The sequence below is a fragment of the Candidatus Villigracilis affinis genome (assembly GCF_016705895.1).
GTDB classification, from domain to species: Bacteria; Chloroflexota; Anaerolineae; order Anaerolineales; family Villigracilaceae; genus Villigracilis; species Villigracilis affinis.
Map to the genome: position 1 here is coordinate 54,861 of NZ_JADJKT010000006.1, position 17,846 is coordinate 72,706.

At 49.0% G+C, this 17,846-nt stretch carries 21 protein-coding genes and 1 pseudogene; 7 read left to right on the forward strand and 15 right to left on the reverse strand.

Translation table 11 applies throughout. The features are described 5' to 3' along the window. The 7 genes and pseudogenes from IPI86_RS04065 to IPI86_RS04095 all read left to right on the forward strand — a co-directional run. On the forward strand, positions 1–804 hold the full coding sequence (locus IPI86_RS04065; protein ID WP_345296707.1) for a 2-oxo acid dehydrogenase subunit E2: 804 nt from the start codon (positions 1–3) through the stop codon (positions 802–804). Further along, entirely contained in the window at positions 801–1,640 is an 840-nt protein-coding gene (locus IPI86_RS04070; protein ID WP_345296708.1) for a class I SAM-dependent methyltransferase, read from the forward strand. The genes IPI86_RS04065 and IPI86_RS04070 overlap by 4 nt, the downstream gene beginning before the upstream one ends. A 158-nt stretch (positions 1,641–1,798) precedes the next feature. Then, positions 1,799–2,539: a DUF4386 family protein gene (locus IPI86_RS04075; RefSeq protein ID WP_345296709.1), complete on the forward strand. Its 741-nt coding sequence runs from the start codon at positions 1,799–1,801 to the stop codon at positions 2,537–2,539. A gap of 23 nt (positions 2,540–2,562) precedes the next feature. Next, on the forward strand, positions 2,563–3,378 hold the full coding sequence (locus tag IPI86_RS04080) for a DUF6544 family protein (RefSeq protein ID WP_345296710.1): 816 nt from the start codon (positions 2,563–2,565) through the stop codon (positions 3,376–3,378). A 24-nt stretch (positions 3,379–3,402) separates the two neighbouring features. Further along, positions 3,403–4,140, forward strand: coding sequence for a hypothetical protein (locus IPI86_RS04085; protein WP_345296711.1), 738 nt, complete (start codon positions 3,403–3,405; stop codon positions 4,138–4,140). Then, positions 4,121–4,426 carry an NAD(P)H-binding protein gene (locus IPI86_RS04090; protein ID WP_345296712.1) on the forward strand — a complete coding sequence of 102 codons (306 nt, stop codon included), beginning with the start codon at positions 4,121–4,123 and terminating at the stop codon, positions 4,424–4,426. Before IPI86_RS04085 ends, IPI86_RS04090 begins: the two co-directional genes overlap by 20 nt. A 99-nt stretch (positions 4,427–4,525) precedes the next feature. Further along, positions 4,526–4,615: pseudogene (locus IPI86_RS04095) on the forward strand (hypothetical protein); the annotation flags it as partial. Positions 4,616–4,731: 116 nt separating this feature from the next. Here the strand turns inward: IPI86_RS04095 and IPI86_RS04100 are convergent. The 15 genes from IPI86_RS04100 to IPI86_RS04170 all read right to left on the reverse strand — a co-directional run bounded on the left by IPI86_RS04100 (position 4,732) and on the right by IPI86_RS04170 (position 17,676). Beyond that, positions 4,732–5,211 carry an FTR1 family protein gene (locus IPI86_RS04100; RefSeq protein WP_345296713.1) on the reverse strand — a complete coding sequence of 160 codons (480 nt, stop codon included), beginning with the start codon at positions 5,209–5,211 and terminating at the stop codon, positions 4,732–4,734. Positions 5,212–5,521: 310 nt separating this feature from the next. Continuing rightward, the gene (locus tag IPI86_RS04105; RefSeq protein WP_345296714.1) at positions 5,522–6,505 is read right to left on the reverse strand and encodes an NAD(P)-dependent alcohol dehydrogenase; all 984 of its coding nucleotides are present in this window, start codon (positions 6,503–6,505) and stop codon (positions 5,522–5,524) included. Further along, a complete protein-coding gene (locus IPI86_RS04110) occupies positions 6,502–7,437 on the reverse strand; it encodes an NAD(P)-dependent alcohol dehydrogenase (RefSeq protein WP_345296715.1) in 936 nt (311 codons plus the stop codon). Before IPI86_RS04110 ends, IPI86_RS04105 begins: the two co-directional genes overlap by 4 nt. Before the next feature lie 87 nt (positions 7,438–7,524). Further along, on the reverse strand, positions 7,525–8,229 hold the full coding sequence (locus IPI86_RS04115; RefSeq protein WP_345296716.1) for a DUF4386 family protein: 705 nt from the start codon (positions 8,227–8,229) through the stop codon (positions 7,525–7,527). 78 nt (positions 8,230–8,307) lie between these two features. Further along, entirely contained in the window at positions 8,308–8,706 is a 399-nt protein-coding gene (locus tag IPI86_RS04120) for a DUF6326 family protein (protein ID WP_345296717.1), read from the reverse strand. Between the two features lie 678 nt (positions 8,707–9,384). Beyond that, complete coding sequence (locus tag IPI86_RS04125) at positions 9,385–9,666, reverse strand: hypothetical protein (RefSeq protein ID WP_345296718.1); 282 nt, start codon at positions 9,664–9,666, stop codon at positions 9,385–9,387. Positions 9,667–9,994: 328 nt separating this feature from the next. Continuing rightward, positions 9,995–10,240, reverse strand: a complete 246-nt coding sequence (locus tag IPI86_RS04130; RefSeq protein ID WP_345296719.1) for a LuxR C-terminal-related transcriptional regulator — start codon at positions 10,238–10,240, stop codon at positions 9,995–9,997. Further along, complete coding sequence (locus IPI86_RS04135; protein WP_345296720.1) at positions 10,189–12,765, reverse strand: tetratricopeptide repeat protein; 2,577 nt, start codon at positions 12,763–12,765, stop codon at positions 10,189–10,191. The genes IPI86_RS04130 and IPI86_RS04135 overlap by 52 nt, the downstream gene beginning before the upstream one ends. Positions 12,766–12,829: 64 nt before the next feature. Further along, positions 12,830–13,813, reverse strand: a complete 984-nt coding sequence (locus IPI86_RS04140; protein WP_345296721.1) for an NAD(P)-dependent alcohol dehydrogenase — start codon at positions 13,811–13,813, stop codon at positions 12,830–12,832. Next, the gene (locus IPI86_RS04145; protein WP_345296722.1) at positions 13,810–14,271 is read right to left on the reverse strand and encodes a hypothetical protein; all 462 of its coding nucleotides are present in this window, start codon (positions 14,269–14,271) and stop codon (positions 13,810–13,812) included. The genes IPI86_RS04140 and IPI86_RS04145 overlap by 4 nt, the downstream gene beginning before the upstream one ends. A 10-nt stretch (positions 14,272–14,281) precedes the next feature. After that, entirely contained in the window at positions 14,282–14,764 is a 483-nt protein-coding gene (locus IPI86_RS04150; RefSeq protein WP_345296723.1) for a hypothetical protein, read from the reverse strand. A 179-nt stretch (positions 14,765–14,943) separates the two neighbouring features. Further along, positions 14,944–15,522, reverse strand: coding sequence for a DUF4386 domain-containing protein (locus IPI86_RS04155; protein ID WP_345296724.1), 579 nt, complete (start codon positions 15,520–15,522; stop codon positions 14,944–14,946). 157 nt (positions 15,523–15,679) lie between these two features. Beyond that, entirely contained in the window at positions 15,680–16,117 is a 438-nt protein-coding gene (locus IPI86_RS04160; protein WP_345296725.1) for a hypothetical protein, read from the reverse strand. Between the two features lie 131 nt (positions 16,118–16,248). Next, the gene (locus tag IPI86_RS04165) at positions 16,249–16,947 is read right to left on the reverse strand and encodes a DUF4386 domain-containing protein (RefSeq protein WP_345296726.1); all 699 of its coding nucleotides are present in this window, start codon (positions 16,945–16,947) and stop codon (positions 16,249–16,251) included. Between the two features lie 24 nt (positions 16,948–16,971). Further along, entirely contained in the window at positions 16,972–17,676 is a 705-nt protein-coding gene (locus tag IPI86_RS04170; protein ID WP_345296727.1) for a DUF6326 family protein, read from the reverse strand. Positions 17,677–17,846 lie beyond the last annotated feature (170 nt).

The following is a 17,846-nucleotide window of genomic DNA, read 5'->3' on the forward strand; positions in this document are numbered from 1 at the left end:
ATGAGCGACAAGAGTTATCAACTCGTCCCCTTTCCCAAAATCCGCCGCTTGATGGTGGATGGCGGATACATGGCGCGCCAGAAGCATTTGATCCACGGCTTGGTGGAAATGGACGTCACTCACGCCCGTCGGATGATCCACGAACACAAGGCGCGGACAGGACAGGTGTTATCGTTCACCGCTTTCATCGCCGCGTGCCTTGGACAGGTTGTGGATAGGAACAAGCACATGCAAGCCGTACGCACCTGGCGGGAAAAACTGGCGCTCTTCGATGACGTGGATGTGAACACGATGTTTGAGGTCGAAGTCGATGGTCGCAAGATCATCCGCCCGCACATCATTCGGGCGGTCAATAGAAAGACCCTGCGCGAAATCCATGACGAGATCAGAGCCTTTCAAAGCGATCACGAGCATGGACGGGAAGCGAAGTTTATTGACAGTTTCGTTCTTCTGCCTGCCTTCATCCGCAGATTCTTTTTGGGGATTCTATTCAAGAACCCGCAGATGTTGAAGGAAATGAACGGCACAGTCTCTTTGACCGCTGTGGGCATGTTCGGTAACGGCGGCGGTTGGGGAATCCCCGTTTCCAATCACACGCTTCAGATCACGTTGGGCGGCATGGCAGAGAAGCCTGTGCTGAATAACGGTCAACTGGAAAACCACGAGTTCCTGTGTATGACCATCACAATCGACCATGACATTGTCGACGGTGCTCCCGCAGCCCGCTTCATCCAAAGGTTGAAGGAAATGGTCGAGAGCGGCTATGGCATCGAAGAGTTCATCGAGAGAGCAGAGACAAAATGAATATCGAGATCATCAAACAACTGCAGGAAAAACCTGAGCCCTTCACCCCCGGCGAACCGCTCTTTTGGGATGACCCGCATATTTCGGCGCAGATGTTGAAATGGCATCTCAATCCGGAAAATGACGTTGCCAGCCGCCGACCGGAAACGATTCAAAAATCGGTGAGTTGGCTGATCGCATCCCTCGAACTTCGGGCTGGTGACTCCATTCTGGACCTGGGTTGCGGTCCTGGGCTTTATTCAGCCCGTCTGGCGGAACGGGGCTTGCGCGTCACGGGTGTGGACTATTCCCGCCGTTCGATTGATTATGCAACAGAATTTGCCCGACAGAACAATCTGGATATTCGTTACCGCTATCAGGATTACCTGACCATCGAAGATGAAAATCAATACGATGCCGCCCTTTTGATCTATGGCGATTTCTGTCCGCTCTCGCCTGAACAACGCGAAAGGCTGCTTGCCAATGTTCACCGCGCCCTCAAACCCGGCGGATACTTTGTCCTTGATGTAACCACACCCACCCATCGTAAAAAACATGGCAATCGCAATGGATGGTACGCAGTTGAGACAGGATTCTGGAAGCCAGGTCCGCACCTGGTTTTGGAGGAAGGTTACGACTATCCCGAACGATCCATCTTTCTGGATCAAGCCATCGTGATCGAGGAAGGCGGCAACGTTTCGGTTTATCGCAATTGGTTTCAGGATTTCACACGCGAAACGATCACAAGCGAGTTGGAGGTTGGCGGCTTTACGGTGGAAAGCGTCTGGAACGATCTCACTGGGACCCCCTTCTCAGAAGATACCGAGTGGATTGGTATTGTCGCGCGAAAAAATTAACGAACAGGATGAGCAACACTGTGGCGCGAGCTGTAAATGTTCCCCGAAAGATTACCTTGACCTACATTCGTTAGATCTACCTGGGCGCATCACTGGCAATCCTGATCGCGATTGTCATTCGTTTTCTGGAGTAAATCTGCTGAAGAAGGAAAATACAAATGTCTGATCTTAATCAAAATGAACGTCAATGGAAAAGTGTCCATATCTTTGGTGGTATTGCCACCATCATTGCATTAATCGGGATTGTGCTGGATGTAATCTTTGGTTCTGTGACGGGTGGCAATTTATCCGCTCTGCCACAAACAGCCGTTGACAGATTTGCACAATTTCAAATAAATCCCTTACTTGGTCTCTACAATCTCGACCTGTTGAACATCATCAATCAAATGATTTTTATTCCCGCTTATTTTGCGCTTTTTGCCGCCCATCGCAAGACAAATATTGCGTATGCCTTGCTTGCCTTGATCATTTTTCTGGTAGGGACGACAATTTTTGTCACAACAAATACTGCCCTGCCCATGCTTGAACTAAGTCATAAATACGCCGCCGCAACAACAGAGTCCCAAAAAACTTTACTTGCCGCCGCAGGTGAAGCCATGCTTGCAAGGGGTACACATGGTAGTTTAGGAGTATTTATAGGCTTTCTATTGCCAAACATCGCAGGTCTGATCATGTCATTCACCATGTTAACAGGGAAGGTTTTTAGCAAAGCTACTTCGTACTTGGGGATTGCTGGTAGTACCTTAATCCTACTCTATATTATTTTGGTGACTTTTGCACCCAACATAAAAGATACAGCAACAGCCTTTGCCATGCCAGGCGGATTATTATCTATGGCTTGGATGGTCATGTTCACCATCCGACTGTTCCGTTTGGGAAATTCCAGGGATGGCGTCTAGCCACCTGTTCATGAAGAGAGAAAATGAAAATCCTATATATCCTTGCTGCTATCTTCGCAGCCTTTATTCTCATCGGCTGGATCGGATTGAACATACAACCCAAATCCTTTTCTATGCCCACACTTCAAAAAACGGACCCGAAAACTGTTTCACTTCCAGGCGGCTTGCCTGCACCCGTTGAGCGCTTTTATCGCACTGTGTATGGTGACCAGATTCCCGTAATCGAGACTGCCGTGTTCATCGGGCGCGGAAAGATTCGTCCATTCGGTGTCTGGCTTCCGGCGCGCTTCGTCTTTGTCCATAATGCTGGAAAAGATTATCGCCACTACATCGAAGCCACCTTTTTGGGACTGCCTTTCCTAAAGGTAAACGAAGGCTATCTGGAAGGCGAAAGTTTCTTTGAGAGCCCAATGGGTACATTTCATGATGACCCAAACACCAACCAAGGCGCGAATCTGGCGGTCTGGGCGGAGGCGGGATGGTTCCCTTCAATCTGGCTGACCGATTCCCGGGTCCGCTGGCAGGCGGTGGATGAGAACACCGCTTTGTTGTTCGTGCCGTTCGAAGATCAAGTCGAGAACTTCGTCGTGCGTTTCAATCCACAAACCGGTTTGATCGACACAATGGAAGCCATGCGCTACCGCGAAGCTGGCGAGGGCAAATCCAAGATCTTGTGGATCACGCGTAATGAACCAGGGAATACTCTGCCGGATATGAAGATCAGCGCGGTCAGCTCCGCCACCTGGCTGGATCAGGGCAGTCCCTGGGCATATTTTTCACTTGAAGAAACAGTTTACAACGTGGATGTCAGCGAATATATTCGCGCTCGAGGACAGTGAGTATTCAAAAAGAAAAGAGGAACGATGGCAACTACACAAGTTTCCGACAACGGCTCTGAACATACAATTTCCCACCAGGTTGGATTCTATACGGCGATCTTCACTGTGTTCATGACGGTGGTCACCTTCGGCTTTGCGATCACCGCCATTCCCATCTCCGGAGCAAACTGCGGCGATCTCTGCATCGAGTATCCGTACTTGAACACCCTGTCGCAATTTCCGAAGGACTATCTCTGGATGCCGCTTGCGATCATCCTAACCCTATCCTATCTGGTGCTGATGGTTTCCATTCATGTGTACGCCTCCAGCCAAAGGAAGATCTTCAGCCAGATCGGATTGTCCTTTGCGCTCCTGGCGACAATGGTTCTGGTGGGCGATTATTTTGTGCAGTTCTCGGTCGTCCCGATCAGCCTGATGAGCGGGGAAACGGAAGGGATCACCTTGTTGACCCAATACAACGCACACGGGGTCTTCATTGTTATGGAGGAATTGGGCTATCTGTTGATGAGTCTCTCTTTCCTGTTCATGGCGCCTGTGTTTGTCAACAAGAACCGTCTGGAAGTTGCTGTCCGCTGGGTATTTGTCATCAGTTTCCTTTTGACCATGTTTGCCTTGACCCTGATCTCGATCAATTATGGGCTAGATCGACAGGATCGCTTTGAAGTCGCGGTCATTTCCATTGATTGGCTGGTGTTGATCATCAATAGTGTCCTGTTGAGTATTGTATTCAAACGTCAACTGAATGAAAAGCAAATTGCATGATCGGCTGCCGCAGATCTTTCAATCGGAACATCAACTAAAATTAATTGACCATTTTATTGGCTTTCTACTTAATGTATTGGCAAAGGATGTAGTGTTGGATTCGGCAGAAAATGTAACGGTGATCCAGATATCAGACCTGGATTGGACAGTTGTGCGTTATCCGCGTCTAGTGAATGGTGACCATACACGTAAATATCAGGTTGGGTATGTCAGCAAAGATTCAGGCACACAACTTTCTCGTGTGGATGGTGCGGACTTTGTCTTGAAGGAATTGGTTGAAAAGTAATGGCTGAAAAAATTACCGTTGGTTGGTAATTGATTTTCTATGTAGTGCAATTACGCCCTCCAATTTTGGAGGGCGTAATCTTTTTGTACGCGCGAGCCATATCACCGCATCCTAAAACTGGCACGCACTATCGCAGACATGTCGGGCAGTGAAGAGATACGATCGCTGCATCTGGCGGAGGCGTTGTAGCGTTGTAGTACTACCTGAAGTTGATGATGGGGTAAAGAAAAAAGACCGCTGCTATTATGAACTAAACCTCTAAAGCGAGACACGAATAGAAAGCACCTCATTCTAAAGGCATTTTGTTATCTTATTGTCACACTCGCTGAGTTTCGTTTCCTCCTCTGGGTCATCAGTAGGACAACCAGAACCGCCATGTAACTAATGTAAGCGCCGACTTCCGTCAGAGATGGATTGCCGTTATACCCGACCAGCGCTTTGAGAAGCAACCCCATCTCACTCTTATCGCTCAGAATTCCGTTGAAGTCCCAGACATGCTCGATCACCGAAGGGATAACGCCTGATTCATTAAATTCGTGAACTCCTAACCCAACCAGACCCGCCGCAAAAATAATCAGAAGGATATTGGTTACACCAAAGAAATTACGCAGGCTGAGTCTCATTGTTGATGTAAACAATATCCATCCCAAAACTCCTGCACTAATCAATCCAAGCAATGCGCCCGTTATCGTCTGCAACGGACTGGATGTCAACCTTGCGGCGAGCAGGAATAACGCCAACTCGATACCTTCGCGGAACACAGCTAGAAATGCCAGCGCGAACAAGGCTTGCTTACTTGTGTATCACCGAAGCCCATCCTAGTTTATGGCATTGCGGACACTTGACGTACCTACGAAAAATGATGTGAGGTCCCAGGTAGACTGACCAACTCGTTGGCTGGAACTCAGCGTGGCAATGGGGACATTTATAACCGTAGTTTTTCCGTTGCCAAAAGAATAAACGGAAGATTATCCAGGCTATTATGACCATGAAAACTAAATAATACTCATTCATTTGTATTTCTCCTTTATATTTCAACTGTTGCAAATTAAAACCAAATTTCCAACAACCTGATAAAGATTTAACTTCGATTGGTCATTTTTTCTCTCCTTGTTCTTTGTGGTTAATTCCTACTGTGATAACCACATTGCCCTTTTTGTGGCCTTGCTCGACATAGCGGTGCGCCTCGTGTATCTGTTCCAACAGATAGCACCTGTCTATGACCGGTTTTAGCTTCCCATCCTCAATCAACTCGGTGAGGAAGACAAGGTCCTTGATCTTTTCACTTGCTGGCCTCAAACCCGCAGCCACAAACTTTACCTTTTTGCTGCCGCTCTTTGCAGTCCATAACGCTTGAAGCATCATTACCGGAGTAGGGACCGTAGCAAGATAGATGCCTTCATCCGTCAGCGAGCCTTTGCACTCTGAAAATGAACGCTTGCCGACCGTGTCAAAAATAATGTTATAGGTCTTGCCGTTTTCGGTAAAATCCTCCTGGGTGTAATCAATGACCTGATTGGCTCCCAAAGATTTGACCCATTCCAAATTCGCAGTACTACATACCCCGGTGACCTTCGCTCCATAGTATCTGGCAAGTTGCACCGCTGCCGCGCCAACCGAGCCGGAAGCCCCATAGATCAGCACGGTTTGTCCGCTCTGGATTTGGCCTTTGTCTCGAAGAAAAGGCAGTGCGGTTAATGCCCCATTCGGGATGCTTGCAGCTTCTTCATAGCTCAGATTGACCGGCTTGATAGCCAATGCCCCGTTTTCCGGCATACATTTGTATTCAGCATACGCGCCAAACATGTCGAAGCCAAATACCTGGTCGCCGGGTTTGAATCGGGTCACATCTCTGCCGATAGATTCAATTTCCCCAGCCAACTCTTGCCCCAGGATCGGATTTCTGGGTTTCAGGAATCCATTAAAACCTGGGGAAGCCCTCATGTCTGGGTCTTCTTTTACGACGGTTGTCGCAGATATCTTGATTAGGACTTCATTATCTTTAGGCGTGGGTTTTTCCACCTCTTGAAGATGAAGAACCTCGGGCAAGCCAAATTTTGTGTATATAACTGCTTTCATAAAGGTTCCTCCAAAGTTATTACCACATTTCCCTTTTTGTGTCCTTTTTCGACATACCGGTGAGCTTCAGCGATCTGTACTAATGGATAGCGTCTATCAATGACCGTCTTTATCTTTCCCGCCTCAATAAGTTCTTTGAGCAAGATCAGATATTCGTCCTTTTCGCTTGTCGGGGATTTGACGGTTAGATATATTCCTTTTTTCTTCAGGGAGCTTTTACTGCGTGAAGACGAAATCTTGCCCACTGCGTCAAAAATAACATCATAGCTCTCATCGCTCCGGGTGAAATCCTCTTGGGTGTAATCAATTACTTTATCGGCTCCTAGAGAGCGTATCAATTCTAAATTCGAAGTACTGCACACTCCGGTTACTTCTGCCCCAAAGTGGTGCTTGGCAATCTGCACCGCAAAAGTACCTACACTTCCAGAAGCGCCATAGATAAGGACTTTTTGTCCCCTCTGGATATTTGCTTTTCCAAGAAGATATAACGCTGCCATACCTCCGATAGGAGCGGCGGCGGCTTCCTCATAGGTCATATTCGCAGGTTTCTTGGCTACTACTCCTTGCTTCCATTCCTCAGGCAGACATACATACTCGGCATAAGCACCGGCCTCCAACCCAGTGGTAGTTCCAAAAACCTGGTCACCCTTCTTAACCAGTTTTACATCTTTGCCCACAGCTTCAACTTCACCGGATACCTCATACCCCAGTATGTTATTTTTGGGTTTTGTGAGACCAAACACCATTCGCACCGCGAGGGTAAAAAATCTGGAATCTGGGTGTTTGCCAGTTCGAGCCCACAACACCCCTGATGATACTGTTGTCGCATATACTTTCACCAGTATTTCATTGTCCTTGGGCGCAGGTTTCTCTACCTCTGTTAGCTGAAGGACATCAGGTGGTCCGTATTTTGTGTATACAATCGCTTTCATGAGTATTCCTCCTGGATTACTTTTCAAAATTGGAGAGGTTGACTCTCACCCTCTCTGATACTCTTGTTTGCTGTTGAAACTTGAAGTCTAGATGTTTGTTGTGCTGTGGCGCGACATGAACGCATCTGTTTTTTGCGCCACCGTGCTTGGGTTGCTGCGCAGCATGGCGATCCCCAGCCAGACGAACCAGATGATCTGACCCAGGCCGAACACAGCAACTAAAGCGTTCAGCGCTGGGATGATCGTGATGATGCCCACCGCGCCGACCAACACGCCGAGGATGTTCAGCCCCTTGGGAAGCCCGCCTGTCCGCATCGCCGCCAGGCTGACCAACAGCGTCAAAGGTCCGCCGAGGATTTCGCCATTGGCGTTGCCCAGCCCGTTTGTGATGGCCTCAATCGCCTGAAAGGTCAACGCAGCCTGGGTCGGGTCTTTGGCGTAGAGCGCGACGATAGTAGCGAGTCCCGCATTTGCGGCCATGCCGCTGGCAATGAGCGAGCCAGCCCAGATGATTCCGATCGCAGTAGCCACCTGCATGAGCGCCGGTGCGCCGGACTTCAAGCGGTCATACAACGCCAGCGACAGGATGATCAGCGCAAAGCCAAAGAACACGTACATGAGCAGGTTGGTCGAGAAGATGACCGTCTGTTTTTCGATGTTCATGGCGAGCTTTTGAGCCGGGTCGGTGATACTGAGAACATCCAAGATGACGATAAAGATAACGATTCCGATCGAGTGGGCGGCTGCCATATACAGGGCGGCGAAACCGCCTAATTTCTGCAAGGTTTTCATGTTTTTCTCCTTTTTTGAACGATATGGATGAGTTTTACTATTTGACATCTGGTGCATTTGCAGGACTAAACATCAGGGTTAGTCCATTTCCATGCAAACCAAACAATGAGTAACATACACACAACTTCTATAGTTGCTATGAATATGTAATGAGGGAGATAGTGTTCCACCACCAACAACATACACAATAGTAAATACACTTGCGATGATGTTTGTCCAACGATTCACCTTAAACTTCAATACTCGAGAGAGTAAAATCATGGCAATCGGAATTTCCAACATTATTGCGCCGCCCAGCATAAGCTGGGGAATCGTGGTGCCGGTGCTGACTGAGGTTTTCGCCACTTCCTCTAGGGCCCCAGGGATAAATAATCCCAGAATATCCGCAAAAGCCATATTAATCATGACAACGATCCATAATGTTGAGAGCAGAACTTTCGTATCCATCTTTTCTGCGGTCTTTTTGATTGAGTTCATTTTTATTACTCCTTTTTTTGAATGCTATCGATGAGTTTTACTATTTGACATCGGTCCGCTCACGCGTCTGCCGGGCTAACCTTCAGGGTAGTTAGTCCACTTCCAAGCGTACCAAACAACCAGTAAGGCACACACAAGTTGGCCTGTGGCCCAAACTATCTCATATCCAGGGAGTCGCGATACGAAAGTTGAAACCCAAAAAGCAAGAATAATCAATGCATAGAATATGCCCATGATGCGGTTTGCCCAACGACTCACGGGAGCCTTCAACATCAGGGTCAAGACACTCATAAAAATGTGACCCACTATCACCACCGCGAACACCGACAAGAATTCGGGATTTGCTCCGAGGGGTCCGGTAGCCGCAGATAAGCGGTACGTATCTCCATTTACACTACTTAACATTCCAGCCACCCAAAGCACTGCTAGGATTATCCTCACATCTAGCAGATTTCTTGCAAATGCTTGGTTTGTCCATGGGTACAAGCTTCGCGATTTTTGTCGTATTCATTTTTATCTCCTTTTTTGAACGATATGGATGGGTTTCATTAATTTGGACTTGAATAAAATTGCGGTCGCCACCCGGTTAGCGGGGGTTGAAATGGGCTGGGAATGTTATCAAAGGCAAACCTCCTTTCCAAGTAGCTTATATCCATTTACTATTTGACGTCTGACCGCTCACGCGTCCGCCTGGCCTGTCCCGAATGTAGTTGAGGGGCCGTGTTTGTGAGGACTGACCGAAACCAACGGCAAACCTAAATCACGCACTTTTTTGAGCAAGCCATGCAACGCGGCCTGGTCAATCACCGGACCAGTTAAAAGCGTGTCGCCGTCCTCTTCCAGCGTGATGGTCAGGCCCTCAAACTGGTTGGCCCAGCGGGCATCCAGGTGTCCCCTGACGCGGATTTCGTAAAGTTCAGGCTCGGGATGAGCTTTTATTGGTGTGGGTGTTTCACTCATTCTGTGCCTCTTGAGCGGATGGATTTCAAAAGCGCTGGCTTCGTTCTTTGCTTCGACCCAAGGATACAAGAGAATGTGGTGAGACGTCATCACATCATGTGGTGATTGAGGTGGTGATTTTTATGGAGGTTGTGGAAAATCCCTGAAATGTCATTGCGGGCAGGGAGCAACGGTTTAGGAATTTCAGATCAAGAAGCTTCCCGCCGCCTAAGAGCATTTACGGCAGCTCGCTGCATTATCTGGAGAGATGTACGGTAGAGAGGAAAATAAAAAGCCCTGACAGGTGTTTGAGACTCCTGTCAGGGCTGGGTTTGTTCAATTTTGTTTTTTAGAATAAATTGAGCTCTTCTGCGCGACGGACAGCCGCCCGGCGATTATTCACCCCAAGCTTATTGAAAATGTTTTTGGTGTGGGTGCGCAAGGTGTTCAGGGACACGATCAGTCTGCGGGCAATTTCCGGGCCGCTCAATTCGGTTCGGAGAAGCCGAAGCACTTCCAGTTCACGCTCGCTCAAAGGCTCAATCAGCTGATGGGTTTCAGATTTTGGATTTTGGATTTTGGATTGGCTGCGCATGACTGTGGAAAAGCCGCCAGAAGTCGCTCCACATACTCGCACAGCGGATGAGCATCCTGGGGCGATTGTTTCTTAATTATCAATCGAAAATCAGCAATCAACAATCGCATTGGCTCGCCCTCATCCACAAAGATGCGGACATAGCCCTCCGGCTCGGCCAGTGCCAAAGCACGCTCCAGTGACGCGAGAGCCTGGGAGACATTACCCTGTGCCTGGAATGCGAGCGCTTGCACCACCAGGATTTCGATCACGCTGCCCATCCTTCGGCCTGCTTCTGCCGCTTGCAGGAGTCGCTCCAGCAAAGCGAATGCCTGATGAATGGAACCAGCTAGCAGGTCGTTTTGATGCGAGGCGATGAGTACCCGGGCCAGCGTGATATGCTCGAACTCGCCCAGGTAGCTGAGATCGTCATCCACAGACAGGCCGCGCTCACGCGCCCAAGCCAGGGCTTCGCTCAACCGGCCCTGCCGGAGATATACCCTCGCCTTCAACGCATCGATGGGATGGAAATCTGGCACGGAAGTCTTGACATACAAACGCCTGGCCTCATCCAAAAGGTCAAGCGCAGTCTCCAGATCTCCCTCGGCCTCTTTCAATCGGGCTTGGGCCAATCGCCAGCGGTAGGGCCAGTCATTTAAGGCAGTCTGCTCACCCAATTCCCCGCTTTTGCGCAGGTGCTGGGCGGCGGATTGCTGATCGCCCTGCTCGTGACACAGCAGACCCAATCCCAAATATAAATTGGAAGTTACATGGCGTACTTGGTCATGCGTTGAGGCAAGCTGAATTGACTGCTTGTAGATTCTTTCTGCTTCGCGCAGGCGCCCCTGGGCAACGATGATTTCTGCCAGGTAGGCGCCGGTGGCAACGGCAAAAATGATGTTGCCCACCTTCTGACAATAGTCTATCCAAACAGATAATGCCCTTTGGGCCCCGTCCAGATCACCGCGGTCCCAGTAGGCCGTCCCCAGGGTCACGGCTGCCATGGCGTGATTGATATGGTCTTCTTCAGGGCTGAGTTCAAGCGCCAGCTCGGCGTACTTCACCGCACCTTCGATATCTCCTTGAAATTGGGCAAGACTGGAACGAGCTAGGGCAATCATGCCTGGCAGGGTTCCAAACTGCTCATCGTCCGTCACGACCATCCCGTCCGCTGAGCCTTCCAGCCATTGTTCGGCGCTTTGCAACCAGGGCTTGCCGGCCTCAAACTCACCGATATCCATTAACGCCCTGGCATAGTCAACGCTGAGAACCGGCCGGACACGCACTACTTCATCCGGCAATTTTCTGACCCAACCCAGCCAGGCGGTGTGCTGGAAACTGTTGTCCATGGCCGGGTACATCTTTTCGATCAGCCCTGCGGCGCGCTCGAAATCCCTGGCGGCCAGTGCATGGCGGATTGCCTCGGCTGGCAGGTTGTTTTGTTCATACCAGGCACTTGCCCGCTTGTGCAAGAGCGGGATTTGGCCGGGCTGTTCCTCCAGCACGTGCGCGAGGAGAACTTCGGTGAGAAGGTGATGATAGCGGTACCACTGGCGCTGATCGTCAAGCGGGATGACGAACAGGTTGCCTCGCTCCAGGGTTTCCAATATCCCTCTGCCATCCTTCTGTCCAGTGACAGCATCGCAAAGAGAACCACTTAACCTTTCGAGAATGGAGGTTTGGAGTAAGAAACTGCGGATGTGTTCCGGCTGTCGGCGCAGCACTTCTTCGACAAGGTAATCCAGCACAAAGCGATGGCTGCCGGTGAAGGATTGGATGAAGCGGGAAGTGTCTGGGTGTCCCTGCATGGAAAGTGATCCTTGCAAAGCCAGGGCGGCCAGCTGCAGGCCGGTGATCCAGCCTTCGGTGCGGGTTTCCAGCGCGGCGATATCTTCTGCGGAGAGTTGCAGGCTCATCGCCTGGTTTAGAAATTCAGCAGCTTCGGAAGGGGTAAAGCGCAGATCAGCGGCGCGCAGTTCAGTCAATTGGCTGCGGGCGCGCAAACGAGCCAGCGGAAGCGGAGGATCCTCGCGGGTAGTGATGACCAGGTGCATCTGTGGCGGCAGGTGCTCAAGCAGAAAGGTTATTGCGTTGTCTACTGGTTTGGAATCAATAATGTGATAGTCGTCAATGACAAAGATAAAGTTGTCGGGGATGGTAGTGATCTCATTGATCAGGGTTGTCAAAATCGATTCGGCTGACGGTGGTTGAGGGGATTGGAGTACACCCAATACTCCCGCGCCAATATTTGGAGCTATCCCTTCGACTTCGCTCCGGACAAGCTTCTGCAAAGCAGCGATGAAGTAAGTTAGAAAACGGGTGGGGTCGTTATCCCCTTCGTCTAACGACAGCCAAGCAACCGGTTGCCTGCAACTGGCGACCCATTCGCTGACCAGCGTGGTTTTACCAAACCCGGCAGATGCAGAGATGAGGGTCAGCTTGCGATGTAATCCATTATTCAATTGTTCGATCAGGCGGGGACGAAGGACAATTTTAGCCCGAGGTGGGGGAACATAAAGTTTAGTAGCCAAAATTGGCGTAGACATAAATCCATTATACAACGCTCATCAAACTTCAAAAAGTATTCTCCGCACGCCTTGTCAGGTTTCGCTATGAAGTTTCCATCGTGATGACTACTTTCCCCCTGGCATGCACTTTTTCAAAATATCGGAAAGCCTCAGCAGTTTTACTTAAAGGATAACATCCATCGATCACAGGGACGACCTTTCCAGTTTCAAGGAGTTCTTTCATAAAGATCAAATCCTTTTGGCTTTGCGTCAGCGAAATAACATACGTTTTCTGGCTCCCCGCCTTTGAGTTCCGTCGTCCCTGGAGCGCAGCCTGGAAGAGTTGAAGCATGGAACCTCCAGCGACGACATAGATTCCGTCAGGACTTAAGGCACGCAGATAATCTGAAATCGGATGATGTCCGTTCGCAGCCAGAATCAGGTCATAGCGCTGACCGTTTCGAGTGAAATCTTCTCGCGTGTAATCAATGACATGGTCTGCCCCAATCGAACGCGCCATATCCAGATTCCTCGCGCTGCACACCGCTGTGACTTCCGCCCCGAACGCTTTGGCAATCTGCACGGCAAATGTCCCCACACCACCAGAGGCGCCATTAATCAAAACCTTTTGCCCGGGCTGAATGCTTCCTTTGTCGCGTAATCCCTGCAAGGCAGTCAGCCCTGCTACCGGTACAGCTGCAGCCTGCTCAAACGATGGATTGGCCGGTTTCAGCGTTATTGCATTTTCATCGGCACATACATACTCAGCAAAAGTGCCACGACCCGTTGCACTAGGTAAGTACCCAAAAACCTCATTGCCTTGCTTAAACTGCTTGACGTATCTGCCAACCGACTCAACCCGCCCGGCAACATCACCCCCGAGTATCTTGTTTTTGGGTTGAAGAAAGCCTCCCGGCACCAGGCGGATAAAAAACGGATTTGCTCGCATCATACGCCAGTCACGGGAATTTATGGATGCCGCATGAATTTTGATCAGGACTTCATCATCCTTCGGAGTAGGTTTTTCCACCTCCTGGAGTTGAAGAACATCCGGGGAACCGTATTTTGTGCAGACAATTGCTTTCATGAGTGCGCGCCTCCATTGAGCTTATCGTATAGATGGCCAACAACCATTCCAAGAGCAAGAAACCTTGGCATGTTCATTCCTGTGTCAATCAAAAGGTAGACAGAGGCATTGTTTGGATCAACAAGAGTTGAAAGGAATTCGATCATCAACATGGCGACAAAGCTAAGAATCAATGCCTTTAAGATGGGATTTTTTGTTGGGATCCTATCAAAGAAACGCAGCAGGAAATAACTGACGCAGCATCCGATCATCAAACCGCCAACCAAAGCTTCAACAAGAGCCATTGGAAGATTAGAAATCGAGAAAGCAGCTCTATACTCCGCAGCGATGGGAGACACTGAGATTGCGAAGTCAGTTATCCAGAAAGCTGCGCCTCCCGCTCCAGTCAACTTAAACAGTTTCTTGTAGAACTCGTGTGACGTCTGTCGCTTGCTTCGACCTGTGGCTTGGGTTTCCATGGTTATCCACCTATTCCGCCTGAGGAGACATGGAAGCATTTGCGGATGGATCGAATCCTTTGTGCAGCCGTCTGTAGAGGTAGCCAATAACTATTCCAAGAAAGAGAAACCTTGGTGCGTCAAGCATTATGCCGATGAGAAAGTAATGCAAGATATCACGCTGCCCAAGAAAACTATAGGGAACTAGGTTTAGGATTGTCATAATGACTAGGGCGATGAGGCTTATTATCACGGATTTTAGAATTGGATTCTTTGTTGGAATCTTGTCAAAAAAACGAAGCAAAGAATAACTGACGCAGCATCCGATAATCAAACCAGCAGGCAAAGAAGCAACCCAAACCGTTTGAATATTCGCTTTTGAAAAGGCAGATCTATACTCCGCTGCGACGGGAAGCAGGGAAATTGCGATGGTAGTTAGCCAGAATACTACTCCGCCCCCAATAGTTAGTATGAACAGCTTCTTTGAGAGGATGGTCGAACCTTTTTTTAACATTTGGCTTTCTCCTTGTGACGTGTTGTGTCCGCTTTACTAGGTCTATTCCACGAGCAAAACATGGTTGTTGAGCGGGGAGCGGGTTAGGAAGGGCTGAAGGCCCTCCCCGGCCCCCGATAGTGCAAATCTATGCCGCGTTCAAGACCTCGTTCGTCGCTGTTTTCGCAACCAGCCTCAACTCATGCTGGTTTTTGATCCTTTGCACCCATAATCAGAAGCCACAACATAAGTGAAAATTCTCCAATAAAACCAACCGCAGAACTCAGGTAAAACAGAACTAAGTTGCCCGGGAAAAAGAAGAACTGAATTGGAAACAAAAGCCAGCCAAAACATTCAACCATCAACACGATGCCCAAAATTCTGGGAAGGAAGCCGGACTTGAAAACAAGATAACCCAGCGGAAAGAGCCAGGCGCTAAAGAATATCTGGGAGACCCCTGAGAACCCATTTTTGTAGATATACAGGCATGCCATGGACAGGGCTTGCAGTTGATCGGACTGGAATACTTTCAAGTAATCAGCGCCACTCAAAAGAAGCTGGCTGGCAATTAGAAAAAGATCACTAAAACACCATACGGCGACACCGCCCAGGTTCAATAACAGGAACAGCAAAGCGATGTTCTTATTGACCGGCTTTAGCAATACGTACAAAGCCCAGGCTGTCAAAAGGAAAAGCACCGCACCAACCAGATCGACCACAAAGCCGATCCCGGAATTGCAACGCAGATGCCATGATGTTCCTGGCGGTTGTGGCGGCATCTCCCAGGACAATCAGTTTGGAGCGACCCCCACATCTGCAAAGATGGAAACCACCATGTAAATGAGATACAGGAACCCTGCCATTCTTGCGGTCTTATTGATTGAATTCATTTTTTATCTCCTTTTATTGTGATTGATTTTGGCGTAAACAAGACGCTCACGCCAATTTACGATTGAATAGGGAATAGCCCGACAGACCAATGCCCACAATGTATAAAACGCTCTGAAGGACATTCACCTGCCAGCGACCATGCCCAATATATGCGGAAGCGAAAAATGCCATCACTTCGATAAAGCCGATCACAAACACTAACGTCCAGAAAGCCGATTTTTGACCAGCAATTAGGTTTTTGCGGATGAGCGGCCACGTCAGCATCGAGACAACCAGTGAGCAAGAGTTGTACAGGATCGTAAAAGCATTGAGCGATGCAATGGTCTTGGCACTGAGGCTGGCAATTTCAGCTTCTGAAAAAGACGCCACCTGCAAAATTGGGGAGTCTTTCTTGAGCACGATGACATAGCACAATATGATCAAGGCGAGCATAAAGTTGATGACGCACCATATTGAAAGAACAATCGAACCTTTTTTTAGCATTTTATTTTCTCCTTGTAATGCGTTGTGCCCGCTTTTTAAGTCTATTCCACGAGCATTTACAAATAGCTGAGAGGGAGTGTTTTTCAGCCCTCCCTCTCCCCGCTAGTGCAAATCTATGCCGCGCTCAAAAGCTAGTTCGTCTCTGTTTTCGCAGACTGAGAAGCGATTACAGATGGATTGAATCCTTTAACGATCAGCCATACCGCCAGAATCATTTCCTGCACGGCGATAGGAGCCGCCAGGGGAATGTAGCTGGTAATACGGTTACCGCTGAACAAGGCTAACACGCAAGCCGCGATCATCAGGATGATCGCGACGATTCCAAAGCCCGACAGCCATCGGGGAATGAGCCGTGATTGGAAGAAAAGGTAGTAGTACATAAATGCACCCAGGCAGAAGGCGAATACCGCCACCAACGCAGCGTTGTCGCGTACGCTCACCAACAAATTACCGATAGCCTGAAGCGACGTAGGATCGGCAGCTCCCGCTGTTGTAAACTGCTGGCCGAGTGTCAGAAGGGACAGCAGGCACACGAGGCCGACCATGTAAAAGGCCGTCTCAATGGTCCTGAAAACAACAGAACCAAGGGCTAGGCCCGCATTCCACTTCTTCAAGACTGGATACATCACGACGGCTATGCCAGCACATGCGAAGTACCCGATGAGAATGAGCAGCACTCCTGCGGCTACCTGGTTCGTATGTGCAGATAACTGAGTGAGGTAGTCTGCACCAGTGAGGACAGGTACGAGCGACGAGGCCAGGATGGGCAGGACAGTCGCAATGATGAAAATCACGCCTGTAATCACGGCAATCTTTCGAGTTGAATTCATTTTGTATCTCCTTTTTTACTTTGCTCAAATAGGTTCAACTACTGGTTTCCACTTCCAGGTAAACCAGATAGTTAGTAATATGCACGCAACTTCCACTGTTTCAAACAATACATAATACAAACCGTGCCCGCCTATAACGATATGAACAATCATGTATGCACCAATGATGATGCTTACCCAGCGATTTACTTTGTAGCTCAATAACCAGGACAGCACAACCATGGAAATTGAAGTTATCATTAATATTGCGCCCGCCATCAAACCGCCTGCAGGCAATGGAGCTCCCGCCATTACTTCGCGGATTGGAGACGTGGGATCCAGTAAAGAAACAATATCCGCATAAACCATAAGCAGTACTACAAATATCCATAACAACGAAAGTTTTACTCTTGGGTCTATTCCGGCAATCGATTTGGTTGTCCCATGGGGACTTCCTTCGGTCGTGTTCATTTTTATCTCCTTATTTGAACGATATGGATGAGTTTCATTGAGTTGGACTTGACTGACCGAGACCAATGGCATTCCCAAATCACGGACTTTTTTTAGCAACCCATGTAACGCGGACTGGTCAACCAACGGGCCGGTTAGAAGCGTGTTGCCGTCCTCTTCCATCGTGATGGTTAAGCCCTCAAACCAGTCCGCCCATTGAGAACTCAAATGGCCCTTGAGTCTGATCTGATAGACCACGGGTTGACTTGGAGTTGGTTTGGGTTCGAGTTCGTTTGACATCACCTTGTACCTGTTGTGGCCGGTCATTACAGTCCGTGCCACTTGTTCCTGGTCCCGATGTTTGCACGGGAATGTACAAGCATAATATGCCCAACACAGTGTTAACGAACAGACACTTTAGTGTGGGCTATCGGTGTTATATTTAGTTATTGGGGAAATGTCGAGGAAAA